The organism is Burkholderia sp. AU16741, assembly GCF_002223345.1.
Lineage (GTDB): Bacteria > Pseudomonadota > Gammaproteobacteria > Burkholderiales > Burkholderiaceae > Burkholderia > Burkholderia sola.
This window is the reverse complement of record NZ_NKEZ01000011.1, coordinates 121,383-147,440: the sequence shown is the minus strand read 5'-3', so window position 1 is coordinate 147,440 and position 26,058 is coordinate 121,383. Positions and strand designations below refer to the sequence as shown.

19 protein-coding genes are annotated in these 26,058 nt (G+C 65.2%); 7 read left to right on the top strand and 12 right to left on the bottom strand.

Annotated features, from left to right (window positions below; translation table 11 throughout):
- Nucleotides 1-90 precede the first annotated feature (90 nt).
- A complete protein-coding gene (locus CFB89_RS29675; RefSeq protein WP_089471071.1) occupies nucleotides 91-987 on the top strand; it encodes a LysR family transcriptional regulator in 897 nt (298 codons plus the stop codon).
- A 253-nt stretch (nucleotides 988-1,240) separates the two neighbouring features.
- On the opposite strand, the gene mdeB is transcribed toward CFB89_RS29675, so the two are convergent.
- Both mdeB and CFB89_RS29665 read right to left on the bottom strand, forming a co-directional pair.
- The gene (gene mdeB, locus CFB89_RS29670; protein WP_089471070.1) at nucleotides 1,241-3,931 is read right to left on the bottom strand and encodes an alpha-ketoglutarate dehydrogenase; all 2,691 of its coding nucleotides are present in this window, start codon (nucleotides 3,929-3,931) and stop codon (nucleotides 1,241-1,243) included.
- Nucleotides 3,932-4,008: 77 nt separating this feature from the next.
- Nucleotides 4,009-5,025 (bottom strand): 1-aminocyclopropane-1-carboxylate deaminase, encoded by a 1,017-nt coding sequence (locus CFB89_RS29665; RefSeq protein ID WP_089471069.1) that lies wholly within the window; start codon nucleotides 5,023-5,025, stop codon nucleotides 4,009-4,011.
- A 173-nt stretch (nucleotides 5,026-5,198) separates the two neighbouring features.
- Between CFB89_RS29665 and CFB89_RS29660 the strand changes: the two genes are divergently transcribed.
- The 5 genes from CFB89_RS29660 to CFB89_RS29640 all read left to right on the top strand — a co-directional run bounded on the left by CFB89_RS29660 (nucleotide 5,199) and on the right by CFB89_RS29640 (nucleotide 9,553).
- Nucleotides 5,199-5,711, top strand: coding sequence for an Lrp/AsnC family transcriptional regulator (locus CFB89_RS29660; RefSeq protein ID WP_089471068.1), 513 nt, complete (start codon nucleotides 5,199-5,201; stop codon nucleotides 5,709-5,711).
- 460 nt (nucleotides 5,712-6,171) lie between these two features.
- Nucleotides 6,172-7,902 (top strand): methyl-accepting chemotaxis protein, encoded by a 1,731-nt coding sequence (locus CFB89_RS29655; RefSeq protein ID WP_089471067.1) that lies wholly within the window; start codon nucleotides 6,172-6,174, stop codon nucleotides 7,900-7,902.
- Between the two features lie 34 nt (nucleotides 7,903-7,936).
- Nucleotides 7,937-8,467 (top strand): chemotaxis protein CheW, encoded by a 531-nt coding sequence (locus CFB89_RS29650; RefSeq protein ID WP_089471066.1) that lies wholly within the window; start codon nucleotides 7,937-7,939, stop codon nucleotides 8,465-8,467.
- Nucleotides 8,464-8,877 carry a hypothetical protein gene (locus CFB89_RS29645; RefSeq protein ID WP_089471065.1) on the top strand — a complete coding sequence of 138 codons (414 nt, stop codon included), beginning with the start codon at nucleotides 8,464-8,466 and terminating at the stop codon, nucleotides 8,875-8,877. Before CFB89_RS29650 ends, CFB89_RS29645 begins: the two co-directional genes overlap by 4 nt.
- 406 nt (nucleotides 8,878-9,283) lie before the next feature.
- Nucleotides 9,284-9,553: a hypothetical protein gene (locus CFB89_RS29640; RefSeq protein WP_179233561.1), complete on the top strand. Its 270-nt coding sequence runs from the start codon at nucleotides 9,284-9,286 to the stop codon at nucleotides 9,551-9,553.
- A gap of 205 nt (nucleotides 9,554-9,758) precedes the next feature.
- On the opposite strand, the gene CFB89_RS29635 is transcribed toward CFB89_RS29640, so the two are convergent.
- Nucleotides 9,759-11,327, bottom strand: a complete 1,569-nt coding sequence (locus CFB89_RS29635; protein WP_089471064.1) for a methyl-accepting chemotaxis protein — start codon at nucleotides 11,325-11,327, stop codon at nucleotides 9,759-9,761.
- A 275-nt stretch (nucleotides 11,328-11,602) separates the two neighbouring features.
- Between CFB89_RS29635 and CFB89_RS34580 the strand changes: the two genes are divergently transcribed.
- Entirely contained in the window at nucleotides 11,603-11,893 is a 291-nt protein-coding gene (locus tag CFB89_RS34580; protein WP_144030177.1) for a hypothetical protein, read from the top strand.
- On the opposite strand, the gene CFB89_RS29630 is transcribed toward CFB89_RS34580, so the two are convergent.
- The 9 genes from CFB89_RS29630 to CFB89_RS35570 all read right to left on the bottom strand — a co-directional run bounded on the left by CFB89_RS29630 (nucleotide 11,855) and on the right by CFB89_RS35570 (nucleotide 25,997).
- Entirely contained in the window at nucleotides 11,855-12,769 is a 915-nt protein-coding gene (locus CFB89_RS29630) for an endo alpha-1,4 polygalactosaminidase (RefSeq protein WP_306427140.1), read from the bottom strand. The genes CFB89_RS34580 and CFB89_RS29630 overlap by 39 nt on opposite strands.
- Before the next feature lie 66 nt (nucleotides 12,770-12,835).
- Nucleotides 12,836-14,209 carry an exopolysaccharide Pel transporter PelG gene (gene pelG, locus CFB89_RS29625; RefSeq protein ID WP_089471062.1) on the bottom strand — a complete coding sequence of 458 codons (1,374 nt, stop codon included), beginning with the start codon at nucleotides 14,207-14,209 and terminating at the stop codon, nucleotides 12,836-12,838.
- Nucleotides 14,209-15,855 carry a GT4 family glycosyltransferase PelF gene (gene pelF / locus CFB89_RS29620; protein WP_089471061.1) on the bottom strand — a complete coding sequence of 549 codons (1,647 nt, stop codon included), beginning with the start codon at nucleotides 15,853-15,855 and terminating at the stop codon, nucleotides 14,209-14,211. Before pelF ends, pelG begins: the two co-directional genes overlap by 1 nt.
- Entirely contained in the window at nucleotides 15,852-16,886 is a 1,035-nt protein-coding gene (locus CFB89_RS29615; RefSeq protein WP_089471672.1) for a hypothetical protein, read from the bottom strand. The genes pelF and CFB89_RS29615 overlap by 4 nt, the downstream gene beginning before the upstream one ends.
- Nucleotides 16,887-16,939: 53 nt before the next feature.
- Nucleotides 16,940-18,400, bottom strand: a complete 1,461-nt coding sequence (locus CFB89_RS29610) for a PelD GGDEF domain-containing protein (RefSeq protein ID WP_089471060.1) — start codon at nucleotides 18,398-18,400, stop codon at nucleotides 16,940-16,942.
- Nucleotides 18,401-18,434: 34 nt separating this feature from the next.
- Nucleotides 18,435-18,932 (bottom strand): penicillin-binding protein activator LpoB, encoded by a 498-nt coding sequence (locus tag CFB89_RS29605; RefSeq protein WP_080287820.1) that lies wholly within the window; start codon nucleotides 18,930-18,932, stop codon nucleotides 18,435-18,437.
- 171 nt (nucleotides 18,933-19,103) lie between these two features.
- Complete coding sequence (locus tag CFB89_RS35705; protein WP_306427139.1) at nucleotides 19,104-19,367, bottom strand: hypothetical protein; 264 nt, start codon at nucleotides 19,365-19,367, stop codon at nucleotides 19,104-19,106.
- Between the two features lie 50 nt (nucleotides 19,368-19,417).
- Nucleotides 19,418-23,233: a tetratricopeptide repeat protein gene (locus tag CFB89_RS29600; RefSeq protein WP_306427138.1), complete on the bottom strand. Its 3,816-nt coding sequence runs from the start codon at nucleotides 23,231-23,233 to the stop codon at nucleotides 19,418-19,420.
- Complete coding sequence (locus CFB89_RS35570) at nucleotides 23,223-25,997, bottom strand: sugar ABC transporter (RefSeq protein ID WP_089471059.1); 2,775 nt, start codon at nucleotides 25,995-25,997, stop codon at nucleotides 23,223-23,225. The genes CFB89_RS29600 and CFB89_RS35570 overlap by 11 nt, the downstream gene beginning before the upstream one ends.
- Between the last annotated feature and the right edge of the window lie 61 nt (nucleotides 25,998-26,058).

Genomic DNA, 26,058 nt, shown 5'->3' with positions numbered 1-26,058 from the left:
GATGGATCGAGCGTACGAAGCCAAAACGCGCACTACAATTGACTTTTTTGCGCGCCCTGCTTTCCAATAACGCAAACTTGGCGGCCCGTCATGCACAACGCTGCACTCCGATACTTCCTTGCCGTTGCCAACACCGGTTCGTTGAGCGAGGCGTCCGAGAAGCTGCACGTTTCGATCTCGGCGCTCAGCCGTCAGATTACGAAGCTCGAGGAGGAGGTCGGCTGCCCGCTGTTCGAGCGTCAGGCGCGCGGCATGGTCCCCAACAAGGCCGGGGAGCTGTTGGCTGCGCATGTCCGACGGACCCTGCTCGAAGGTCAGCAGGTGATCGACGAGATCAAGGCGCTGAACTCGTTCGATCGAAGCACGATCCGCGTCTCGACGTCGGAGGCGTTTTCCCGAGATGTGCTCCCTCGCGCCATCACGCAATTTCTGGAAAAGTCGCCCGGTACCCGTTTCGAGGTGGCGGTGACTGCGCCGGCGGAGGTAACTGCACACGTAAGGAGCGGCGAAGCGGATATCGGCCTGACGTTCGGTGTCGTACGAGAGCCGGAGATCAACGTCGAGTACACGCAGGGCGCGCCCATTTGCGCGGTCATGCCTCGTTCACACGCGCTGGCCGGGCATGCGACGGTATCGATGGACGAGTTGCGGAATTACCCGATTGCCTTGCTTGATCGCGGCACGACGATCCGTCGGCTTTTCGATACGACGGCGAGCCTCGAGAATCTTCTCTTCGAGCCCGTCCTGACCTGCAACAACTCCGGCACTCTGTATGCATTCACACAAATGTCGGGGGTGGTGTCCCTGACGAGCCGCCTGACGGTGCAGGCGCGTCTGGCGACGGACGGCCTGGTCGCGATCCCGATCGATCATCCGGGCATGTCGTTACGTGCGATCCAGATCCAGACCTTGACTGGAAGGGTGTTGTCGACCGTATTGATCGACTTCGTTGGCGAATTGGTGAAGCAACTGCATACGACCGACTAGGTACGCAGCGACGTCGTACCCGAATACCACGAACTGGTGCGACAAACAAAACACGAACCTGAGCAGAACCCCCTTTGCCGTCCGCCCAAGGACGCGCCTTTCTTTTGGTTACTTTTCTTTGGAAGACAAAGAAAAGTGACCGCCGCCCCGCGCAGGGGCGACACTAATAGACCGCTAGCAAAACAGGTTCAACGACAAGCGCATGGAGCGCGCCTAAAAAAAACCACGCACATATCCAACCGATATCCCACCGTTATCCCGCCACCACCCCGACGACATTAGCAGCACCCGATTGCTTGCAAACCTCATTCCCCGCCCCCTGCCCCTCGAAGGCCCGCAGGCTTGCCTGCACGATGGCATGAGCATCCACCTCAAAATACCGCCGCAACTCCGCCCGCGAATCGCTCCGCCCAAACCCATCGGTTCCAAGCGTGACATATCGCCGCCCGTCCGGAATATACGCACGAACCATTTCCGGAAGCGCTTTCACATAATCGGAAGCGGCGACAATCGGCCCGACCGTCGCGCGCAGCCGGCTATAAATCCACGACTCCCCGATATCGCCGGAACCAAGCCGCCATTCCCGCTCGCATCGCGCGCCATCGCGCCCCAGCTCGACATAGCTGGTGACACTCCAGACGTCCGCGCCCACCCCATGTAACCGCTCGAGTTCGTCCGCCGCCTTGAGCACCTCGCCCATGATCGCGCCGCTGCCGAACAACTGAACCCGCCTCTGAAAACGGCCGCCCTGTCGAAACAGATACATGCCTTTCACGATACCTTCGTGCGAAGCATCGGCAATACTCGGTTGCGCGACGTTCTCATTGGTCACGGTGACGTAATAGAACTCGTCCTGCGCATCACTCAGCATGCGCCGCAACCCATAGTCGACCAGGACAGCCAGCTCACCGGCAAAGGACGGATCGTACGCCCGACACGTCGGTATCGTCGACGCGAGAAGATGACTCGAACCATCCTGATGCTGCAATCCTTCTCCACCGAGCGTCGTGCGACCCGACGTGGCGCCGACGAGAAAACCTCTGGCTCGCTGGTCCGCGGCCGCCCAGATCAGGTCGCCGATACGCTGAAAGCCGAACATGCTGTAGTAAATGTAGAACGGCATCATCGGAACACCGTGCACGGCGTAACTCGTCGCGGCGGCCGTCCACGACGATATGGCTCCTGCCTCCGTGATCCCTTCCTCGAGAATTTGACCATCGGACGCTTCACGATACGAGAGCATCGATGAATTGTCTTCCGGATCGTACAACTGCCCGAACGGCGCGTAGATTCCGACCTGTCGGAAAAGATTCGCCATCCCGAACGTTCTGGCCTCGTCCGCCACGATCGGGACCAATCGCGGGCCGAGGTCGGCGTCCTTGAGCAGCGCACCGAGCTGCCTGACGAAGGCGGTCGTCGAACTCATGACCTTGCCGTCCGCATTCATCGAAAAACCCGCGACGCTCGCCAGCGGGGGCACCACGAGTCGCTCGGATGCCGCACGTCGCTCAGGGAGATAGCCGCCGAGCGTCTCGCGACGCGTGCGCAAGTACCGCAGTTCATCGCTATCGTGCGGCGGCCGATAAAACCGCGCTTCCGATGCCGCTTCGTCGGAAAGCGGGAGCGCGAATCGATCCCGAAACGCGATCAGGTCGTCCCGTTCCAGCTTTTTCTGCTGATGCGTCGTCATGCGCCCTTGCGCGATCGTGCCCATGCCATAGCCCTTCATGGTCTTGGCCAGCACGACCGACGGCCGGCCATTCCTGACCGTCGCCGCGGCAAAGGCGGCATGGATTTTCACGGGATCATGCCCGCCGCGCCGAAGCATCGCGATGTCGTCGTCGGACAACGAATCCACCAGCGCTCGCAGTTCCGGCGTCCGACTGAAGAACGTCTCGCGATTGAACGCGCCGTCATTGGCCGACAATGTCTGAAAATCGCCATCGACGGTGTTCGCGAAAGCCCGCTCCAGCACACCCTCACGATCGCGGCCGAGCAACGCATCCCACTCGGAGCCCCAGATGCATTTGATAACGTTCCATCCGGCGCCGGCGAACAACGCCTCGAGCTCGTCGATGACCCGGCCGTTGCCGCGAACCGGCCCATCCAGTCGCTGGAGATTGCAGTTGATGACGAATACGCAGTTGTCGAGCCGCTCGCGAGCCGCGAGCGTCAATGCGGCGATCGACTCGGGCTCGTCCATTTCTCCATCGCCGAAGAAACCCCACACGCGACGCTCGCCGTGCTCCTTCAGGCCGCGATTTTCCATGTACCGCATGAACCGCGCCTGATAGATGGCGTTGAGCGGCCCCAACCCCATCGATCCGGTTGGAAACTGCCAGAAGTCCGGCATCAGGAAGGGATGAGGATATGAACTCAATCCCCGGATGCCGCGAGCCTCCGCCACGATCTCCTGGCGGTAATGGGACAGCGATTCTTCCGACAGTCGTCCCTCGAGGAACGCCCGGGCATAGACGCCCGGCGCGGAGTGCGCCTGGAAGAACACCAGATCGCCGCCGTGCACCGCATCCGGGCCGCGAAAAAAATGCTGGAAACCGACCTCGAACAAATCCGCGGCGGAAGCATAGCTTGCAATGTGCCCGCCCAGTTCACCCTGCGCACGGTTGGCACGGACCACCATCGCGAGCGCGTTCCACCGTATCAACGCCGCGATCCGCCGCTCGATTTGCAGATCGCCCGGATAGGCCGGCTGCTCGTCGGGCGCCACGGTATTGACGTACGGCGTGACCAGGGGCGGCCGCCACCCGACGCGACGGGCCTGTGCGTGGGCCAACAACGAATCGAGAAGATGGCGCGCACGTGCGTTGCCTTGATCGCCGCCCCACGCATGCAACACGCCATCGAGCGCGTCGCACCATTCCCGGAGTTCCTCCGGGTCGGGATCCGTCATCGTGCTGGCCGGAAGTCGATTCTGCATGTCCATACTTGGCACCCCGAATTGGCGATATGCACGCCGCGTTCCGACTCTGACTCTAGTTGCAGCCGGAACGCGGCCAAGCCTCAACCGTTCTTGAACAGGAAGCTGTAGGCGTTCAATGCGGGGACGCCGCCGAGGTGCGCATACAAAACCCGGGACCCTTCCGGAAACTCGCCGCGGCGCACCTTATCGATCATGCCGTGCATCGACTTGCCTTCGTAAACCGGGTCGGTCAGCATCCCCTCGGTCTTCGCGCACAGGCGAATCGCTTCGAGCGTGCCTTCCGACGGCAGGCCGTATTCCGGGCCGCCGTAGCGCGTGTCCAGCACCACGTCCGCGTCCGCGATCGGCCGATCGAGTTCCACGAGATCGGCGGTCTGGCGTGCGATGCGAAGAATCTGCTCGCGCGTCTGCTCGGGTTTGGCCGACGCATCGATACCGATCACGCGATCCGCGCGTCCGTCCGCCGCGAACCCGACGACCATGCCGGCCTGCGTGCTTCCGGTCACCGAACACACGACGATGTAGTCGAACTTGAATCCGAGTTCCGCTTCCTGGGCGCGTACTTCCTCCGCGAAACCGACAAACCCCAGGCCGCCCAGCCGATGCTCGGAACAACCGGCGGGGATCGGATACGGCTTCCCGCCCGCGTTGCGAACACTCTCCATCGCCTGTTCCCAGCTCGGGCGAATGCCGATGTCGAAGCCGTCGCTGACCAGCCGAACGTCGGCGCCCATCATGCGGGACATCTGGATGTTGCCGACGCGGTCATACACCGCGTCCGAGTAGTTGACCCAGTTTTCTTGAACCAGCACGCATTTCAGGCCAAGATGAGCCGCGACTGCGGCGACCTGACGCGTCTGGTTCGACTGGATGCCGCCAATCGATACGAGCGTGTCGGCGCCGCTCGCCAGAACGTCCGGCACGATGTACTCGAGCTTGCGGGTCTTGTTGCCGCCGAACGCCAGGCCGCTGTTGCAGTCTTCGCGTTTTGCATAGAGATGCACTTTTCCACCCAGCTCCTTGCTGAGGCGCGGCAACTCATGGATGGGGGTGGGTCCGAAGGTCAGCTTGTGGCGAGGAAAGCGATCGAGGTTCACGGAGGTTCTCCGAAAGATGGGCGGTGGGTTCCGACGCCCGATGTCGCCGGGGCGACCGGGCACGAAGAAATTCTAGTTAAATACCCGCGAAACGTGGTTGCAAACATATTTCCTTCGCCGTGCTTTGAAATACAATTTCCGGCATCTCCACGAACGTTAATTTTTTCGAATCGATGAAATCGACAACAAAATTTCTCGACAAATCGCGCCCGGACGACGCCAGCCACGTCGAACTTGACCGCACGGACAAAGCGATCCTGCGCGCCCTTCAGAAGGACGCATCGATCTCGAACGTGGCGCTGGCGGCGAAGGTGAATTTGAGCGCGCCGGCCTGTTTGCGCCGCGTCGAACGGCTCAAGAGCCTGGGTTTGATCCGAGGAATCGTCGCGCTGCTCAACGCGCCTGCCCTCGACGCGGGCATGGTCGTCATCATCGGGGTCGTGCTGGATCGATCGACTCCCGAATCCTTCGCCGCGTTTGAAAAAGCGGCCCAGAACGTATCCGGCTGCATGGAATGCCACGTGGTGACCGGCGAGTTCGACTACTTCATGATGCTGCGCACCCGCGATAGCGAAAGCTTCAACCGACTCCATGCCGAGCAACTGCTTTATCTGCCCGGCGTGCGTCAGATCCGGACTTTCATGGTGCTCAAGCAGGTCTTTTCTTCGACGCAGATCGCCATATAGCGGCTGAGCTAGGCCGCCGTTTCCCGCGCACGCCGGAACTCGCCGGCGACGATCGCGCGGAAGCAGCGAAGCGGCTCGGCATCAGCCGCGAGCTCCGCACACGCGCATCGCTAGCCTCGACATCGGCTAGCGTCGGATTTCCGGACACGCGTGTCCGGACACGTTGACACTCCCGCCGCCGCACTGCCGGCACAGCCTTGTCCGACAGTCCCCTTTATGTGGCACACCGCTTGCATGTATTGCCCGAAACGATCTCGCGGATCGCACCGGGCGGGCGGCGTTCATCCTTCGCGAAACGGCACGCGAAGACATCGAAGCCGGTACCGGTCCCTGCGTGGTCGTGATTTCAACGACGGGAGGCGGATGAGCTTCGACGCATGTCGACGCCTTCCCGACCCGACGTTCATAACAAGCACAACGACAACCGCTCACTGGAGCGAACGACAGGGGAAGACCAAAGATGAGCTTCGGACAATTGACCGTGCGGGTAAAACTCGCGTCGACCTTCGGCATGATGGCCGCGTTGGTGGTTCTGGTTTCGGTGCTCGCGCTCAGTGCGCTCGGCGACGCGAACGACGGCTTTGCCGGCTACGTCGACGGCGCGCGCGCCCGCGCGGCGTTGACGGAGACAATTCGTGCGGCGGTACTGCGGCGTGCGGTCGCCGTCCGTAATCTCGTGCTCGTGACGAAGCCCGACGATATCGAAGCCGAACGCGTTGCGATGACGCAGGCGCACGACGAAGTGCAGGCGCGGCTTCGCCAGTTGAACGAAGCCATCGCCACCGATTCCGACGTGACGGCGAACGCCCGTGCGCTGGTGGCCGAGATCAATCGCATCGAGTCTCGATACGGCCCGGTGGCCATCGCGATCGGCGACGCCGCGTTGCATGGCCAGCGAGACCAGGCGATCGCGATGATCGTCGATCAATGCCGGCCGCTACTGAAGGAACTCGTCGCGGCAGCCGACACCTACGCCGGTTTCGCAAGCAATCGGGCGGCTGAAAGCAAGCAGGCGTCCGTGCAACAGTACGGCCGACACCGCGTCTTGCTGATCGGCATCTGTCTGGCTGCACTCGCGGCAGCCGTCGTGGCGGCCTTCCTGATCACGCGCAGCATCACGCGGGCACTCGGCGCGGAACCCGGCGACCTGAGCGACATCACACGCCGCGTCGCGGCGGGCGACCTCGGCACCGTCGACGGCGCCGCCGCCGCGCCGCGGGGCAGCGTGCTCGCCTCGATGGGCGAGATGCAGGCGAGCCTGGTCCGGCTGATCGGGCAAGTCCGCACCACCGCGGACAGCATCGCGACGGGATCCAGCCAGATTGCGTCCGGCAACCAGGACTTGTCGTCCCGCACGGAGCAACAGGCGGCGTCGCTACAGGAGACGGCATCGAGCATGGAACAGCTCACCGCCACCGTGCGGCAGAACGCGGAGAGCGCGCAACAGGCGAGCGCCCTGGCCGACGGCGCGTCGGACGTCGCGCACAAAGGCAGCGCGGTGGTGAGCCAGGTCGTGGACACCATGACCGACATCAGCCACAGCTCGTCGAAGATAGCCGAGATCACCGGGATCATCGAAGGCATCGCGTTCCAGACCAATATTCTCGCGCTGAACGCCGCCGTGGAAGCTGCCCGCGCGGGCGAACAGGGTCGCGGCTTCGCCGTCGTGGCGAGCGAAGTCAGAAGCCTCGCACAGCGTTCGTCGGGTGCGGCCAAGGAAATCAAGGCGTTGATCGGCGCATCCGTGCAGAAGATTCAGGATGGGTCGCGTTTTGCCGACGACGCGGGCCACACGATGGCCGAAGTGACGAAAGCCGTGGCGCGCGTGACGGACATCATGGGCGAAATCGCCGCGGCCTCCTCCGAACAAAGTCGCGGGATCGAACAGGTCAACATCGCGATCACGCAGATGGACGAAGTCACGCAACAGAACGCGGCACTGGTGGAGGAAGCGGCGGCCGCGTCGAAGTCGCTCGAGGATCAGGGCCGTCGATTGACCGAGGCTGTCTCGTTCTTCCGCGTCGGCTCCGCGGACAGCCGTGCATACGACCAGCCGGCCGCGCACCGGGGTGCGGCAGCCACGGCGGCCGTGTCGCGGCCGGTGCGACCGGGCCGCACGCCCGTGACGGTGGCGAGCACGCCGTCACCCCGTGCCGCAATGGACACTGCAGCAGACTGGACCACCTTTTGATTCGGCACGAACCATCCATTTTTTGGAGCATGACATGACGGAAGCAGTTGAAATCGCGGAGAGCACACCCGTACGCGATGGCGCCGGCGACGCGACCACGCAGGTATTTGTCGCCTTCGTGCTCGGCGACGACGAATACGGAATCGATATCCAGAGTGTCCGCGAGATTCGCCCTTATGTAGAACCGACGCCCGCCGCCGATGCGCCGCCGTTCGTCAAAGGCACGATCAACCTGCGCGGCTTCGTCATGCCGATCGTCGACCTGCGCATGACGTTCTCGCTGGACCCAATCGGTGGCACCGTGCCGACCGCCATCATCGTGCTCGACGGTGCGGAACAGGCGATCGGCCTGATCGTCGACTCGGTGAGCGGCGTCGTCGATATCGATCGCTCCGCGCGCCGCCCGGCACCGGAGGTCGGGGCCGCGATGCAAACGGAATGCGTCACGGGCCTCGCCGCCTACGAAGGAGACGACGGCGAACAACTGCTGGCCCTGCTCGACATCGATCGACTGATGGAAACGATCGACGTCGGCGTGCGCTGGAACCGTCCGAGCAAAGCTTGATCGACATTCAAACGATGACGAAAGACACACAACGGCCGCCGGTATGGCGGCCCATCGAGTTTTTGCCGAGCCTGTTCTATCTGGTCGACGCTCAAGTGGACGAAGCCCGGGCGACCTTCGACAAATTGACCCGGCACACGACGGAACGACACATGCCGGACCCTGCGATGCGCGAGCGAGTCAGGCATGACTACATCGGGCAACGGAAGCTGTTGCCGATTCAATACGAGCAATTCATGCGTTGGCAATGGGAAGCCACGACTGCGGAGCAACGGGACATGCTCAAGCGGATCGGCGAGCGCGCCGACCACCTCGCCGCGCTGTACGATTCGATCATCGCGTGGCTCGACGAATCGTCCCGGGCCACATCCGGCGTCAAGCAGCCGAACGATTCGTCGACGTTCGCCTGAGCTCGATTCGAGCCGGCGCCATCAGCCTATGCGCGCCGGCTTTGCTTCAACCCGCCGAGCGATTGAATGGTATCGGCGACGTAAACCGGCCTCGCGTCCCTTTCCAAACTATTTCGGTTGATTGACGACAATAAAACACGCCCCACATCAACCTCGATCGGCGTCTAATTCGTTGACGCCGGTGTATCGATTGATTGACACATCCGATTGTTCGCCGTTGGCAGTGTCTCGTCCGGCATAGGCCTTGACGTGGCACGTCGCTTGCATATTTCGCGCGCACAGGAAGCGGCCCATGCAACGGCGGACGTAGTCGAAAGCGGGCCGGATAGCGCGGCATGCTCGCCTGACCGTCATGCCGACCCGATGCGTGACGAAATACCGTATGGTTTTCAGACAGGTGCCAAGGATGAACATGCAACCGATGGAGAGCACGCTGCCCGTTTTGACGGATGCGGCCACGCTGCAATTTTCCGCTTATGGATTCGGTTGGGGATATCGTTCGTTTTCGTTATTGCGCGAGACGATGTGCGCCTTCCCGGGCGCCCGGGATACGAGCGAGCAGCAGATCCGGCTGGCCTTCGAACTGAACCGGCATCGAATCCTTCGCGCGGTCGGACCGTTCTCGGCGATGCCGTATCAAGGCGAGACGATCCCCGTTCCGGTCGAGAACCTGTAGACGGCTTGCGCCGGCATTCGTCGATGCCCGGATAGCGGGTGACGACATGCGTGCACGATGTCGTCGCACCCCGAAGCGCGATACAGCCGGCGTTCGTTTCACTGAACATCCCGCGGCAAACTGCTTCGGCTGACGAAGCATCGCCGCGCGAGCGGCTCGGCTCCCGCTCGCGTCGACTTCCGGCGAAGCACCGAGGCCGAGCCCGTCAGTGCGCGAGCCCGCGACCGATCCTGAATACCCCGACGACCTCGCGCAGCGTGGTTGCCTGCTGCGCCATCGCCTGCGCCGCTGCCGATGCCTGCTCCACGAGCGCCGCGTTCTGCTGCGTGACCGAATCCATCTGGCCCACGGCAACGTTCACCTGCTCGATACCCGTTCCCTGCTCGTCCGACGCCGACGCGATTTCACTCATGATGTCGGTCACGCGCCGTACGGACTGCACGATATCCGACATGGTCGCGCCCGCGCGTTCGACCTGCTGCGACCCCTGCGCCACGCTCTCCACCGAACTCGTGATGAGATCCTTGACTTCCTTGGCCGCGTTCGCGCTGCGTTGCGCCAACGTGCGCACTTCGCCGGCCACCACCGCAAAGCCACGCCCCTGCTCGCCCGCACGCGCGGCCTCGACTGCCGCGTTCAACGCGAGAATGTTCGTCTGGAACGCGATCCCTTCGATCACGGTAATGATTTCGGCAACCTTGCCCGAACTGCTCGAAATGGCGCGCATGGAGTCGACCACCTGGTTCACCACTTCGCCGCCGCGCATCGCGACCTCGCAGGCGCTACCCGCAAGCGCATTCGCCTGCTTGGCGTTTTCCGTATTCTGACGAACCGTCGCGGTCAACTGCTCCATGCTGGCCGCCGTTTCCTCGAGCGAAGCCGCCTGCTCCTCCGTTCGCTGCGAGAGATCCAGGTTTCCCTGCGCGATTTCGCCGGCCGAAGTCGTGATCGATTCCGCGGTCGACTGAATTTCCGACACGATGCCGCTCAGTTGCCGTCGCATCGATTCGAGCGACGCCATCAGGCTGCCGCGATCGTTCGGCGCGACCGGCACGGGCGCTTCGAGATCGCCTTCGGCAATCCGCCCGGCCACGACCGCGGCGTCGGTGGGCTCGCCGCCCAGCGACCGCATGATTCCACGCGTGATGACGGTCCCCAGCACGATCGAGAGGATGACGGTGATGATGCCAGCCGCCGCGAGCGTCAACTTGGTCAACGCAGTCAAGCTGGTCACCTCGTCTGAACGTTGATCGAGCAGCGACTGCTCGGCCCCGGTCAGTTCGGCGGCCACCGCTCGATAGCGATCCATGAACTGCTTGTCGTCGCCCTGCTTGAAGTAGTCGATCAGCACGTTGGCAGGCTGCGTACCGGCATTGACGTCGCGCCGCATGGCGATCAGCTTGTCGTCGACCTCCGCCACCTTCCGATGCATGTCGCGCAGTGTCTCGAGACGACGCTGTTGTGCGGCATTGTCCGAAGTGAGGCTGCGCACGACATCGAACGACGTGGCGAACTGCTTGAGGCCGGCCTTATAGGGCTCCAGGTACCGGTCATCCCCCGCGGCCACGTAGCCGCGCACGCCCGTCTCCATGTTGACCATGCTGGTCAACATGTCGTCGTTCGCGCGCAGGACCTGGTAACTATGAACGTTCCAGCCGTTCGCCTGGTTCAGCTTCAGAAAATTGACGATCGAGATCGCGCTGCCGATCAACGATATGAGTACGACGATACCGAATGCTGCGCCCAGCTTCCTGCCGACTGTCATGGAGCCCATGCTTGCTTCCCCCTGTGTTGTTGTTCGTTATGTCGGCACGCAAGCAAACTTACTGTAATGCCCACCCATCCGGCCCGAAGAGACATTTCGCAAGATGGCCGGCCATATCGGTTGGCTTTCCCCGACACGCAGCCGCATCCGGTGACTATCCATCCTCGCAAACGATCGCGGACGTATTATCTTTTTATCGGTTTCCGCAAAAAACATTGCGCCGGGCGTGATAAACATGCCGGAATCCTCTGACAAATTCGGAATTCGGAGAATTTCTCCCGTGAATGGAACCGCACGTGCCGGACGGTGGGATGCTCGGACGAATCCGGCATTACCACACCCGGCAACGAACAACGTTACCGCGTCAAGACGAGCAGTTCATGCGCTGGCAAGCAGAGGCGACGACCGCGAAGCAGCGAGAAATGCTTGCTCGCATCCGTGTGCACGCAAACGCACTCTCCACGCTGTTCAATTCGATCATCGCGACAATCGACGCGCTCTCCAGAGATGCGCTCGACAGCAGGACGCTGGGTGCGTCACCCTCCGCCCAACTTCGGCTCGCGGCATTGCCATGATGCCGTCGCATCGGGGCCCGTGCCGACGGTGCGCAACGCGCCGTCCGTCACGTACGGAATGAGACCCGCCGCGCGAATCTTCGCGGCGATCGTGCTGCGGCACGCCGCGTCGTCCGGCGCGCAATAGTCGATCGAGATCACCGGCAGCGCGTAGCGCTCTTCAATGGCCTTGGCTTGCGCGAGCAGCCAGTCGCGATCCGCTGCAGGGACGGCGCCGTAACGCCGGTTGCGTTGATCCCAGTTGCCGAACAGCGATTCGAATGCAACCGCGGCGATCGCATCGTGCACCCTCGGCAAGATCTCGAAGCCGCGGTTCAGGATCAGTTGCGCGCTCGGGTAGCGTGACTTCACCGCGCGGATCACAGCGACAAGGCCGGCCTCCTGCTTCGCGCGCGCCGCTTCCGTCTTCGCGACGAGCTGGTACGAATCCAGCGTATCGAAAAAGAAGCCGCGGTACCCACGCGCCCACAGCGGCGCGATCACCTGTTCGACGAAAAACGACGGCCACCCCGGCGCCGACTGATCGACGACCGTCGACGCCCATGTCGTATTCCGCCCGAGCAACCACTGTTTCGGCATCCTGCGCGCATAGTCGCGCTCTGGTGTGACCTCGCCGACGCTCACATAGGCGAACCACGCAGGGCGTCGCGTGTCTTGAGAACGTGGATCGAAGCCGCTGTCGGGTTCGACGACGACGACATCGAACTTCTCCAGCTGACGAACCGGCACGTCGTTGCCGTAGAAGAACGCGACGGAATGCGGACGCATCGCATTGGCCGGATCGCACGCGTCAGGCGACGATACCGGCGGGGCGGGTTGCGCATAGCCTGCCCGCCCGCACAGCGCACCAAAGATGACGACTGCGACGGCAGCCACGGACGACGCCGCTGCCCTCATCGGCGGCCTGCGCGACCGACGGATTCGGAATGAAAACATATCCCCTCAATGACGCAACATATAGGTTTCGTATTCGAGGCGGCCGAACTTGCGGTCGAGCAGCAGCACCGCCGCGACATCGAGAATGAGCAGAGCAAGCGCGAAGCCGTAGCCGTATGCATCCGGCGTCATCCATAGCGTGATACCGGTCAGTACGCCGTTGAGCACGACGAAAGCCGCCGACAGCGCCACGACAAGCCGACGCGCGTCGAGATAGAAGAATACGTTCAGCAAACCCAACAGCAGCACCTGCAGACTCGCGGCGATCACGTCGACGAGCAGAAGCGGAAGGTACAGCATCGAAATGTGCAGGGCCGCCAGCAGCCAGTGACCGAAAGCGACGATCAGCACCAGCACGGCGGCCTGCACCTTGATGATTTCATACAGCCCGGCGCGCACGCTGCCGACCATCATGTCGCGCATGTCGTTGATGTGCCGCAGCGTCGCACCGCTGCGCACGGCTTCGTAGAACGCGTCGTAATACTCGACGAAGTCCGCCTCGATGCGTACCAGGAACGTCGCCATCCCGGGCATCACGCAAACGTACGCGATGAACACGGGAATGTCGTAGATCACCGATGCATGCAACGGCCCGATCACCGGGGCACCCGTGCCCGGCGCATACCAGAACATGAACTTGTCGAGCCATACGCCGAGATTGAACAGCAGTCCGACGAGCGCGAGCGTCGGATACGCGAAGCGCCGGTCGAGCATCTCGAACGACACGAAGCGATCGCTGCGGTAGTTTCGGTAGATCAACCCCGAAAGCCCGGCGAACAAGACGAGGTGCCCTGCGACGAAACCGCCGAGCAGGCCGCAGATGCCCTGCCGGTTCAGCATCAGCGCGAACGCGACCGTGCAGCCGTAGCCGACCAGGAACACCGCAAGAATCTGCCGGTACTGTTTCACGCTGGACAAAAAGATCACCGCGATCCAGATGTTGCTGACGATGACGAATCCCGCGACCATCAGCAGCCGATACAGCAGCGGCTCACCGCGAAATCCCGCCGCCACCGCGATGAAGCCGATGCATCCCGATGCCGCCGTGGCGATGAGCGCCACGCCGTTATAGTTCGACAGCACGAGATCGTCGCGCTTTTCGAACAGCCGGTCGGAGATGAAGCGTGTGAACGACAATTGCAGCGGCCCGGTCAGAATCAGACTGCACGCGATCAGGTAAGTCACCGACACCTGAAACTGGACGATCGCATATTTGGGTATCACGAACGCGATGCTCATCACGCCAATGATCAGGATCCCGAATATCGAAAGAATCAGCGGCCCGGAGCTGATCAGCCCCGCATACGCGTATGCGCGTGCGACGCCGAAAAGCGTCTGCTGCCGCAGGATCTTGCGCAATTCGAAGCCGATGCCGGCCATCAGCGGCCCTCCTTGCGCGAGCCGGACGCAGCCACGCCCGCACCCGCATGGTTCACCGGGCATCCGACTTCGAACGGCTGCCCGCGACGCATCCGGTCGGGGGCGATCGCGAGCGCATCGTACAACGCCCGATACCGGTCGATCATCTGCGCACGCGTGTAGAAGCGTCGGACCCGGGAGAGGCCGGCTTGCTGCGCGGCCTGCCAGCGTTGCGCGTCGCCGAGCAGGTCGAGCGCCGCCTGCGCGAACGCGGCCGGATTCGCGATCGGCACGACCGCACCGGCGGGCCCGAATGCGCGGTCGTCCTCTCCGAGCCCTTCGATCAGTTGCCGGCACGACCCGACGTCCGTCGTAATCGACGGCACGCCGGCCGCGAAGCCTTCGAGCACGACGAGCGGGAGCGCCTCGCTGATCGACGTCAGCGCGATCACGTCGACTTTCGGCAAAATGTCGTGAATCCGCTGGAAGCCGAGAAAGCGCACCGTCGTCGCGAGCCCGAGGCTCTGCGCGAGCGCCCGGCATTCCAGCGCATAGGCGGGATCCTCTTCTTCCGGCCCGACGATCCAGCCTTCGATTTCCGGCATCGTCCGCGATGCGATGAACATCGCGCGAACGAACGTCTTGATGTCCTTGATCGGCACCACACGGCCGATCAGCGCGACGACGCGGCGCGGGCCGCCGTCCCGCTTGTCCAGTAGCGGCGCGAAGCCGTCCACGTCGACGCCGTTCGGAATGTTGCGCGTCCGGGCGGCCTCGGCGCCGTCGGCGATCTGACGGTGTCGATTGGCCTCGTAGAGCGCGACGATCTCGTCGGCCGCGTCGTAGGCGAGCTTGCCGAGCGCTTCGAAGAAGCGCACCCACAGCGCGCGGAAATAGCTGATCGTCGATACGTCCCGCTCGAACGCGCCGCGGTTGTCGCGGATCCACTCGCTTTGCAGCAGATCGATCTTGCGTTCCTTGGTATAGATGCCGTGCTCGGAAACGAGCAGCGGACGGCCCGTGCGGTAATGCAACAGCGCACCGAGAAAGCCCGCGTAACCCGTCGATACGGTGTGATAGACGCGCGCCGGCGGCAGTGCGCGTGCGATCCGCGCAAGCTGCCACAGCGGCTTGTGCATGATCCGCACCGTCCAGAAGTAGTCGGTGAAGGAAGGGTCGGTGCAGTAGCGGTGATAACGCTCGACGATGAAGTCCCACGCCGCGCGGCTGGTGGAAAACTGCTGCTCGTTCAGCGGTCCGTCGTCGCCGATCAGCTGGACCAGGTGGGCCATCAGCGCAGCCGGGTTCGCCGCGGCGCCGTCCGTACCCAGCCCACGCCACGCATCGTGCAGCGCGGCCGATCGCTTGAACGCTTCGGGGTCGCCGGGAATCTCCCGTGCGCCGCCCGTATCGGCAGGCACGTCGCCATACAGATAATGGGATTCGAAGTGAACGACGTTGTCGGGCAATGCGTACGCGGCGCCATGATAGTCGTCTTCCCGGCTGCCGATGAACACGATCGCGAAGTGCTTGTGCGGGTATGCTCGAATCATCTCGTTGACCCAGCTCGATACGCCGCCTCGCACATACGGGAACGTGCCTTCGAGCAGCAGGCAGACGTCGATCGCGGTCGACGGCCCGGCACGGCGGTGAATGGACGGTTTCATGACGACCAGTAACGAACGACGGGATTGAGAACGGGCAGCGCGGCCGCGTTGCCGAGCGACGCGAGCAGCTCGGCCGTGCGCGAATACTCGCCGCGCAGGAATGCGGCCTCGGCGAGCCACGGCACGAGACGCTCGCGCGGAAAGCCCCATTCGAGCGCGCGGCTCATGTATTGCATGGCCGCATCCGCGTCGCCGGTCGCGAGTGCGAGGCGGCCGCGAACGAGCCACATCGCCGCGTCGCCCGCGTTGATCGCGAGCGCGGCCTGCGCGTGGCGGTCGGCCTGTTCGCGCGTGTGCCCGTGCACCGCACCGAGCACGAGATTCTGATAGACCAGCTCGAAGTACAGCTCGGCAAGCCGGCGATGGGTCGCCTGGCGCGTTGCGTCGTCGGTGGCGGCGTCGAGCGTCTGCTGCGCGTGGAAGATGTTCTGCGCGATCTCGTTCTCGGCGCGGTCGAGCGTGCCGTATGCGATGAGCCGCACGTCTTCGAGCGGATCGGCGAGCAGATCGCGCAGCAGCGTGCCGGTCGTGCGCGTCGGCATGCTCTGTATCGCCACCAGCGCGGAGAGACGATCCGACGCGGCCACCCGGGTATTCACGAGACGCGCCTGCAGACGCGCGCCGCCGCCGTGCGAGACGCGCGACACGAGATAGGTGACGAACTCGGGCAAAGGCACGTCGGCGTATGCGTCGTCGCCCTGCTTCGCGGGCCAGCAAGCCGCCCACGCACAGCTGGCCAGCACGACGAGGCCGCCGCCGACAGGCACGAACGTACAGGCGAGCCAGAGCGCCGCGAGCGTCCCGTTGCGCGGGGTTCGGTAACGTTGCGGTAGCAACTGCCGGTACAGCAGCGCCTGCGCCGCGCCGCCCACCACCATCGCGCCGAACACGGGCCACAGGGGGTCGACCGGCGATGCGGGAACGGGCATCGCCGCCCCCGCCCGGGCGAACCCGCCGAACCGCGCGAGCACGGCATACTGCAGCGCCGCGACGATCGCAATGCCGACGGATGACGCGAGTGCGGCCAGCATCGACGCCGATGGCACCCGTAACGCGCCGGGGGGGGCACGAACCGGATCGCAGCCTAGACATGGATGCCGCTTCCCTTCAGCAGGCGCTGCAATGCCGGCCCCGGTTCGAGGCTGCCCAGATGCAGCGTATGCACGCCGACGCGCGCGCCTTCGAGATCGAGACCGAACTGCGCATCGAGGCTCGCCTCGACGCGTGCGAGATAGCCGTCGACGCCGGCCGTATCGGTCGCCGGCATCAGATTCACGAGCACCGATTGCGTCGGCGTCTTCAGCGGCCATACGAGATCGAGCGAACGGCGCCCGCGCATCACGTGCTCGAACAGCGAATCGTCCGCCTCGTCGTGCTGGAACACGAGCGCGACCACCGACGACGCAATCCCCGATTCGCGCTGCAGGCGCGTCAGACGCGCGATGTCGAGCGCGAATTCGTACGGGCACGCCGGTACTGCCGCCATCACGTCGCGCACGCACGCCGCATGCTCGACGCCGTCCGCGTAATAGCCGAGCAGCACCAGCAGCAGTTGCAGATTGTCGAAGTTCAGCGACAGAAACGGCATGCGCTTGATCGCGAGCAATGCGATCAGGCGACCGTCGGCGCACACGACCGGCGCGGCGACGAGCAGCGCCGTATTCGGCGCCACGTCGCCGCTGCTTTTCGGATGGGCGATGCATTTCGTCTCGAGCGCGCGGGCCACGAGGCTGTCGCGCGGATCGAAATCGAATGCATCGCCGAGCCGCGCAACCGGTTCGCACACGATTCCGGGCGAGTTCGTCGCGCCTTCGACCGGATACAGCGCCGCCACCTCGATCTGACACGCCTGCGCGACGAATTCGAGCAGCGCGTGCGCACCGGGTAGCCGTACCGTGCTCGCCGCACCCTGCGGCGGCGCATCGAATCCGTGCGCGAGCGACAGCCGGCGCAGTTCGGTGATCGAATCCCGCAGCGTGGTCGGCTTCGACAGCAGGTCCTTTTCCAGCCGCTCGTGCGACAGACGCATCAGGTAGTGGCTCTTCGTGATCGCGACGAGCCGGTCGTTCAGATAGTCGTTGAGCGCGTTCGCCCGAGTTGCGCGAGCGCCCCACGTGTCGCCGAAATGGCCGACGACGATCGTCTGCAGCAACCCGCCGGCGAAGCGCTGCAGCGGCCACGCTTCGCCGGCCGCGGCAGGATGCAGGTGGGCGACGCATTGCCATGCGCCGATCATCAACGCGTTCGCGAGCAGCCCGAGCAGCGTCCCGTAACGCAGCGCGACGATGAGCGGGCCGAACCACAGCCACGGAAAGTCCGCACGCAGCAGCAGCGGATCGCTCCGGTCGAAGTACCAAGCAAGCGCGAGCACGAGCAGCATGAACACGATCGTTTCCACGACCGAAACCGGCCGTGCAGCGGCAGGGGCGACGAGACGGCGTACCGTACTCAGGTGCCCGAACGGATTCGCCTGACGCGATCGAGGCGACGCCGGTGCAGGGCCGCTCCCGCCGTGCGGGTTGCCGGTAGCGTTCGCGGCGCTCATGGTCGCCTCCGGGCCCAGTCGTGTCGGGCACGCATCACGAGCGCGGCCGCAACGGCGCGAGCAGGCGGCCGACCAGCGCATTCGCGACGCTCGACAGGCTCGAACGGCTCCAGCCGCTGCGCGTGCCCGCCGCGCTCCAGACGACCCGGCCCGACTCGACGTCGACGAGTTCGAAGGTCAGGCCGGCGACCGGCTCGCCATCGACGCCCACCTTGTAGCGCCACTCCTCGACGGCGCCGGCCAGCACGTACTTCACGTGATGCTCGCGCGCCCACGCGAGCCGACGCTCGCCCGTGTCGCGCTGCGCGGTGTCGAACATCGCGTTGCCGTCTCCGTCGGCCGGCGCGAGACGCACGTCGGCCAGCCCGTTCGCGCGCAATACGGTCGCCGCGAGCGCCGCGGCGCTCCCGCCGGCCGCGGGCGTTTCGGTGAAGTTCGCAATCGGTGCGATCGCCACCGCATCGCTGGCCGCGAGCGTCGGCGCCGCGGTCTGTCGCATCGAGCCGCAGCCCGCCAGTACCGCCGCCGACATCGCGATCGCCGCGCCCCAGCGGACGAGCCGGGCCGCCTCCGCGCCGCGCAACCATCCGGACCGTACAGTCGCTTCGTTCATCTCGTTCATCGAACCACTCCCTACTCACTTCGTTGCATGCATCATCGTGCGCGTCGTTCCGTTCGCGCCGCGCAACGATGGAAACCGGAATCAATAAAACCAGCGGTATTGCGCGCCGACCACCGTCACGGGCGTACCGAGGCGTGATACACGCTGGTGCTGGATGAACAATGCGGCGTGATCCCCGCCGAACACCGAACCCGCCATGCCGGCATCGACGGCCGCTCCGCCGCCCTGAATCGAATCGTGCAGGACGCCGACCTCGAGAAACGGCCGCCACCGATGCGTGTACCGCTCGCGCAGATCGGTCCCGAACCCCGCGAACAATCCGTATTGCGTGTACGTGGCCGGCATGAAGTTTCCCGCGGAGCCCGACCGGCTAGCGGCAGGCAGAAGCGACGAAATCAGCGTGTCCGCCCGCCCCCCCCGTAATCGCCGTGCGTGCCGACGACGCGGATCGTATAGTCCGGGTACGCCGTACGAATTCGGTAGCTGACCTGCGCGGTCGACAGCACGCCGCTGCCGAGATAGGTGCGCGCCTGGCTGTAGAAACGGTCCATCTCGACACTGCCGGACACCGTCACGCGTTCGTTCGCCTGCCAGCTCCCATCGGCGATCAGGTTGTCCTTCATCCCGCCGATGCGCAACGTCGGCAGCTCGTCGGCGACCTGATCGCGGCCCGCACGTATGCCGAACTGCAACGGTCCGTTGCGTCCGAATTCCGCGCCCAGTCCGATCGTATAGAAGGCGTCGAGTCCTTCGCGGCGGCCCGCACTCACCGTGAACGCATCGTCGCGCGTCTGCCGCCTGGCATGGACCACCAGCGAGCGGTCCGCCGACGGCACGTTGACCAGTTGCGATGCGTCCGTCGATCGCTGGAGGTCCAGCGTGGCGGTCATGCCGATCAGGTAATGCCCGGCGATCTTGCGGCTTGCCGCGATCGTCTGCTCGCTGTAATCGAGCGGATGTTCGGCGTAGCGCGTCACGGTCGCGTCGAGCGACTGCGGCCACGCGAGCGCGGTTTCGACGAAACGCCGATGCATTTCGCTGTCGTCGGGCGCGCCATCGAGGCCGTCGAACGCGAGCGTTTGTGCTTGCCCCGGACGGTCGACGGCTTCGGCCGCATCGATCCGGTCGTAGCGCGGCAGGCGCACGCCCTGATCGAGCAGACGCTCCATCGTTCCGATGTCGCCGTCGGCGAGCGCGACGGTCAGTTGCGCGGACGCCGGCCGCGCGAACAGGTTCGCCGCCTGCAACGCGAGCCACCGCTTCGCAAGCGGATTCGCCTCGTGCGACAGCGCCCACGTGATCGCCACCTCCTGCGCGACTGCCGCGTACGCACGGCGATCTTTTTTCAGCATGTCCTGCATCGATTTCGCGCTACCCCGCGCCGACGATTCGAGCGGCGAAAGACCGCGTGCATCGCCGAGCAAGGTACGGCGTTCGCTGATGAAATCGGCAGCCGCCGAGCCGTCCTTCAGCAGTGCGTCGAGCAGCGCGACCGCGTGGTCGGCGTTCGAATATTGCGCAGCCAGATCGACGCCGCGGCTGCGCAGCTCCAGGCGCGTCTCGACGTCCTGCGACGTACGCGCCGGAACACCGCGTTGCATGGGTTGAGCGGCTTGCGGCGCCTGCGTCGTCCGTCGCGGCGGCGAGAACGATGCATCCCGTTCCTGCGGCGTCTGCCGGGCCTGCTTCCGGCCGAATGCGCCGATCTGCAGCCACACCTTGCGGCGAATCGACCACGCGAGATCCGGACGTCCCGCCATTTCCTGCGCGTCGGCGTACGTAAGCAGCCACAGCGGATCGTGCGACATCATCACGACCTGACGGCGCAGATATTCGAGTGCATCGACGGGCCGGTTCAGGCGCAGTTCGGCCGCGGCATACGGTCCCCACAGCGGCGCGTCAGACGAAGCCTTGTCGCGCCAGCGCTTGAGCGCCGCGCGCAACTCGGCATCCGTGCCGTAATCGACCAGCGTCCACAATAGCGCCGCATTCAGATCCGCCGATGCGCCAGGCAGATCGACCGCACGCTGCAGATCGCGCAACGCATCGAGCGGACGCCCCGCTTGCCGCTCGTACTCGGCGCGCACGCCGAGAAAACCCGGCGACGCCTCGGCTGCCTCGCGCTCCTGCGGCGTGAGGCTCGCGAGCAGCGCGTCGATGCGTTCCATCGCGCCGGCCGCCGTGTAGTAGTAAACCGCCTGCTGCAGCGCACGCACGGTATGGTCGCGCCGGTAGTGCAGCGCCGAGATGCGGCCGGCGTCGATCGGGTACGCATCGTAGAAGTACGACATGTCGGCCAGATCCTCGGGTGTCGCCGCATCGCTCGCCAGCAGGTGGCGATACGCGTCGTGCGCCGCGTCATCACGTTGCAGCAGGCGCGCCAGTTCGCCGTAGTTGCGCCAGAACGCCACTTCGCCGTCCTGCGCGTAACGGCTCGCGTTCGTCATTGCATCGAGCGCGCCCGCGTAGTCGCCGTCGCGGTACAGGACGTTGGCGGTATGCAGCGCGTAGCGCGGATTGCGCGGCTCGCGCCGTTGCAGCCGACGGTAGATCGCGAGCGCCTCGTCGTCGTGGCCGGCACGTTCCGCGAGCGCACCGGCGCGTTCATCGAGCGCGTTCGCTTCACGGCCGTGCGGCAGACCGTCGAGGAACGCGATCGCGTCGTCCGGCCGCCCGAGGCGCTCATACGTTGCGGTGATGGAATCGACGAGCTTGAGATCGTCGGGCGTCGCCCGCGCCGCCTGCAGCAAAGCCGCCAGGTAGGCGTCGTCGTCGTCCAGCATCGGGGCGATGCGCCGAACGTTCCGCCAGCCGACGGGGTCGCCCGTTTGTCGCGCATAGTCGAGCCACGACTTCAGCGCGAGCTGCGACGCCCCGTTCCATTCGGCCACCTGCGCCAGGCGCTTGCGCCACAGCGCCGAATGCGGTTCCTTGGCGAGCTGCGCGAGCGCGACCTTCTGCGCATTGGCGGGATCGGCGGACTCCAGGAACGACTGATAGAGGAGATCGGCAATGCCCGCCCCATCGGCAGCCGGCGGCGACGGAAGTTGCACAGCCCCCGCATGCTTCGATACCTGCGTCGCGGCGACGAAGCGCATCATTGCGTCGCGCCGTTGCAGCGCGACCTTCACGACGTGCGCCCGCGGTTGCGTCTGTGGGGTGACTTGCGCTTGCGCCGCATCGATGAACGGGCCGTGGCCGTCACGGCCTGCCCGGAGCTGCCGCGCAACGCCACCGCGACGTGCGCTGCCCCATGCCATCGGACCGTCCAGATACGCGTACGCCCGCGGCGTCGAATCCGACCCGTGAACCGCCGGCATGGCGAGCACGCGCTCCGCGCGCCGGCTCCGATAGGCAATCCCGCCGATCCCCGCGCGCCGCGCCAACGCCTTCGCATACCGCTCGATCAGGTCCGGCCGCTGCGCCGCCCGTGCGAGATCGAGCAACGCGACGAGCGTCGGCTGATCGTCGATGAACGCGTCGTTCTGGCGCTGCGCAACCGCGATGGCATCGGCGGTCAGATTGCCGGCCTGCAGCACGCGAATGCCCGCGATGAAGCAGCGTCGCTGGGCGCCGAGCGTCGTCGCGTTCTGCTGACGCTCGAACCAGCTGTCGGCCGCCTCCTTGTAGTCGCCGATCTGCAGCGCGTAGCGCGACACGTATCCGTCCCACGTATCGCGATGTGCGGTGTCGCGCCGCGCGAGGCGCACATAGAAACGCAGCGCGAGCGCGGGGGCACCGACCGATGCCGCGGATTGCGCGAGCCATTCGAGATCGCGATCGGACCAGTCGAGCGCGGCCGCGTCGGAGAGCTGCCGGCGCAGCGCGGCAAGCGCAGCGGAACGGCGCGGATCGTCGGCCTGCATCGCGTTCGTGCGTTGCTGCGCGATCGCGAGCCGCAGCTTCATCGCGGCCTGCCGCAGCGGCGCGGAAGCCGCCTCGTCCATCCGTTGAACGACCCGCCCTGCATCGGCGAGCCGGCCCAGCGACACATATTGCTCACCGAGCATCGCCAGTAGCGCTTCGTCGCGCGGCCGCACTTTCAGCCATGCTTCGAGATACGCCGCGCTCAGATCGCTCGGGCCGCCAACCGCGGCCATCCGCTCACGCAGCCCGTCGTGCGGTGCAACCGCATAGCCTGCCAGCAGCACGACGCCTGCCAGCACCAGCACCAGCCATGGCGGCGCGATACGCGGGCGCTTACCGGCCACACGCAATCTCGACCGGTTGGTAGTGCATCGGGTGACGGACGTCGGCCGCCGTTTCGAAACGGAGAACCGTTCCATCGCGCCGTGCGTCGATCGGTCGGCCCGCGATGCGCACACGGCAACGCTGCGCGTCGGCGAGCTCGACGAACGGCTGATAGTAGCCGCCGAACTCGAACGACATCCCGTCGGCGGTACGGTGGAAGTTCCGGACGAATCCGTTCGCTTGCGCGATATACGGCGTCCCGCCCGGGCCATGCGGTGGCGCTGCGCCGCGCAAGCCGTTATCCGTGTCGCGCTCGAACACGACACGCGCCGCGCCGTCGGCAATATGGATATAGAGGCCGTCCGGGCCGGGCGCATAGCCGGTCACGCCCTGCGATGCACGCAGGTCGGGCACGTCGTTGCGCGGCCAGTGCAATTCGCGCACGTCGCCGTTGCCGCGCACGACCCATGCGCCGCCGGCCACTTCGCGCGCGACCGCGAAACCGCGCCAGTCCAGCACCTTGTGCGTGTAATCGGTGATGTAGACAGGCAGCACCGGCTGCTTCAGCACGGTCGAGTAGATCTGGTCCAGCGCGCGCAGCGACGCGAGCTTCGTGCCGCTGTACATGTGGTAGTACACGTCGATCGGTTTGAAGCGATACGGATGCTCCGTCATGTCGTAGGTCTCGAGTACCTGCGTGAAACCATAAAACGGGCCCTGCCAGTCGTTCGTGTAAACGTTCTCGTCCTGGTTCGGCGCGTATACCTGGTACGCGCCCGGCCCCTTGTCGACGCCGAGCGGCGCGATATGGGTCCAGCTGTTCATCGACTTGCGGATGATCGTGTCGCCGCCGTTGATGTTCTGCACGCCGGCCGCATAGGCCTTGCGCACGGCGATCGCGGGCGGCTCGCAGTCGCCCGGCCATTGCAGCACTTCGGTACGCTTGCCCGGCGGCGCGAGACGCGAATCGATGTACGCGATCGAACCGGCGATCTCGCGGTCGAGATCGAACGTGTAGCCCGGGATATCCAGCGAGAACGCCGTGTCGCCGCCGTTGCCGCGCTCGACGTTGTTCCGGTGGTCGACGCGTGCGCCCGTCGTCGCATCGAGGTCGGCCATCTGGAACGGATGCGAGTAGGTATGCGAACCGATCTGCACCCACGGCAGCGCGAACATCTGCCGCGCGAGCGCTTCGAGGCGCGGCGACAGTTTCGGATACAGGCCGGTCGGCCCCACTTCGCCTTCGATGACCGACAACGTCATCGGCACCTTGTAGCGCGTGAAGATCCGTCGATAGAGCGCGTCTCCCGAATAATCGGCGCCGGGGAATTCCGCGCGCGACGCATAGCCGTCGCCGTCGACGTGCGACATGAACAGGCGCCGGCCGTTCTCGGTCGTGACGCTCGGCGACGGCATCCGCACGAGACGCAGCGCGTCGGTCACGAACGAGATCGGCTGAATCGCCCAACGCGTCTGCCCGATGCCGTTCAGCGAAACCACCGTGTACGGACTCAGCGTATAGCCGCCCCACGGCGTGATCGCGGCCGCGTCGACGTTCGTGCCCGCCGCCGAGAGCCGCAACAGCACACGGCTGCGCGATCCGACGCGCATCCCGACGAGATCGCGCGCATCCGGCCTCGGATCGATCTCGAAGTGCATCATCGGATCGCGCGTCACGACGCTGAGCGGCGCCGTGAACGGGCCGGGCACCGGCTGCAGATCGAGTGCCGCGCCCTCTTCCTGCGCGGCGTCGAAGCCGAACTGTCCCATGAAGGCGACCGGCACGTGATCCGCGATGCGCGCATCGATCCAGCGCCGCCATCTCGCGGGATCGGCGGGCTCCGCGCCTTCGATCCAGGCGACGACGCCCGCGTAACGGTCCGGTGTGATATCGGTCGGCAACGGGGCGTCGAGATCCGCGTATTCGACGTCGTAGCCAAGATAATTGAGCGGCATCGCGAGGTCGCGCACGCCGCGCGTTTCGTCCACTGGCGTATCGGCGTCGCGGTTCTGTACGATCAGCACCTTGCGCGGCAGCACTTCGATCGCACCGATGCCGACGACGTCGCGGCCGGCGTCCGTCACGTACGGCGTCACGCCGGTCGCGACGACCTGCGCGGCCGTCGCGCGGGCACATGCCCGGTCGGTGCGCTCGCAGATCTCGAGCGACAGCACCGGCACGTGCGTCTCGCGCATGAAAAGCCGCGCCGCGTCGACGCGTGCGCTGCGGTCGGCGGCGGCGACGTCGCGTACCGAACGCATGTCGTCGCCGTCCATGAAACCGCGTACCAGCGGCGGACCGAGCACCGCGTAAAGCACGCTCGCATGCGATTGCGCCGCACGCAGCGCATCGTTGCCGCCGACGATCAGCCGCGCGTCAGGATAAGTCGCATGAATTGCCTCACTCGATGCAATCGCCTCCGGCGTGTCGAGCAGGAAGCCGCGATAACCGCGCGCCCACAGCGGCTCGATGCGCTGCGAGACAAACGCCGCGGGCCCGAGTGCCGGGCCCGACGCGCCGTGCGGTACGCGTGCGACCCAAACGGTATGCGCGAGCGGGTGCGTCGCCGGATCGAAGCCCCGGGCGGGATCGAGCACCACGGCGTCGAACGCTTGCAGCAAGCCTTCGGGCGGCTGGGCACCGTCGAAAAACGCGACGTTTGCACGTGGCGCGGCCGGCGGGGATGGATGTTCCGGGGTATCGGCCGCCAGGGCGTGCAGCGAAACGAACGCAAGCGCGGCGATGCACAGAGTCGCGGCAACGCTGCCGCGGGCAGCAAGCATGGAGGCCGTGCTCGCTCTGGGTTGGTGATTCAATTCGTGTCGTTCCGGACGTCAGGCAATG

Bases quoted from the DNA above. Each gene is read 5' to 3' on its own strand.
- CFB89_RS29635 (WP_089471064.1), bottom strand. From the start codon at position 11,327: ATGGGCTCCATGACAGTCGGCAGGAAGCTGGGCGCAGCATTCGGTATC.
- CFB89_RS29640 (WP_179233561.1), top strand. From the start codon at position 9,284: ATGAACATGCAACCGATGGAGAGCACGCTGCCCGTTTTGACGGATGCG.
- CFB89_RS29650 (WP_089471066.1), top strand. From the start codon at position 7,937: ATGACGGAAGCAGTTGAAATCGCGGAGAGCACACCCGTACGCGATGGC.
- CFB89_RS34580 (WP_144030177.1), top strand. From the start codon at position 11,603: ATGGAACCGCACGTGCCGGACGGTGGGATGCTCGGACGAATCCGGCAT.
- pelF (WP_089471061.1), bottom strand. From the start codon at position 15,855: ATGAAACCGTCCATTCACCGCCGTGCCGGGCCGTCGACCGCGATCGAC.
- mdeB (WP_089471070.1), bottom strand. From the start codon at position 3,931: ATGGACATGCAGAATCGACTTCCGGCCAGCACGATGACGGATCCCGAC.
- pelG (WP_089471062.1), bottom strand. From the start codon at position 14,209: ATGGCCGGCATCGGCTTCGAATTGCGCAAGATCCTGCGGCAGCAGACG.
- CFB89_RS35705 (WP_306427139.1), bottom strand. From the start codon at position 19,367: ATGCCGGCCACGTACACGCAATACGGATTGTTCGCGGGGTTCGGGACC.
- CFB89_RS29675 (WP_089471071.1), top strand. From the start codon at position 91: ATGCACAACGCTGCACTCCGATACTTCCTTGCCGTTGCCAACACCGGT.
- CFB89_RS29605 (WP_080287820.1), bottom strand. From the start codon at position 18,932: ATGTCGGCGGCGGTACTGGCGGGCTGCGGCTCGATGCGACAGACCGCG.
- CFB89_RS29660 (WP_089471068.1), top strand. From the start codon at position 5,199: ATGAAATCGACAACAAAATTTCTCGACAAATCGCGCCCGGACGACGCC.
- CFB89_RS29615 (WP_089471672.1), bottom strand. From the start codon at position 16,886: ATGCTGGCCGCACTCGCGTCATCCGTCGGCATTGCGATCGTCGCGGCG.
- CFB89_RS35570 (WP_089471059.1), bottom strand. From the start codon at position 25,997: ATGCTTGCTGCCCGCGGCAGCGTTGCCGCGACTCTGTGCATCGCCGCG.
- CFB89_RS29610 (WP_089471060.1), bottom strand. From the start codon at position 18,400: ATGAGCGCCGCGAACGCTACCGGCAACCCGCACGGCGGGAGCGGCCCT.
- CFB89_RS29655 (WP_089471067.1), top strand. From the start codon at position 6,172: ATGAGCTTCGGACAATTGACCGTGCGGGTAAAACTCGCGTCGACCTTC.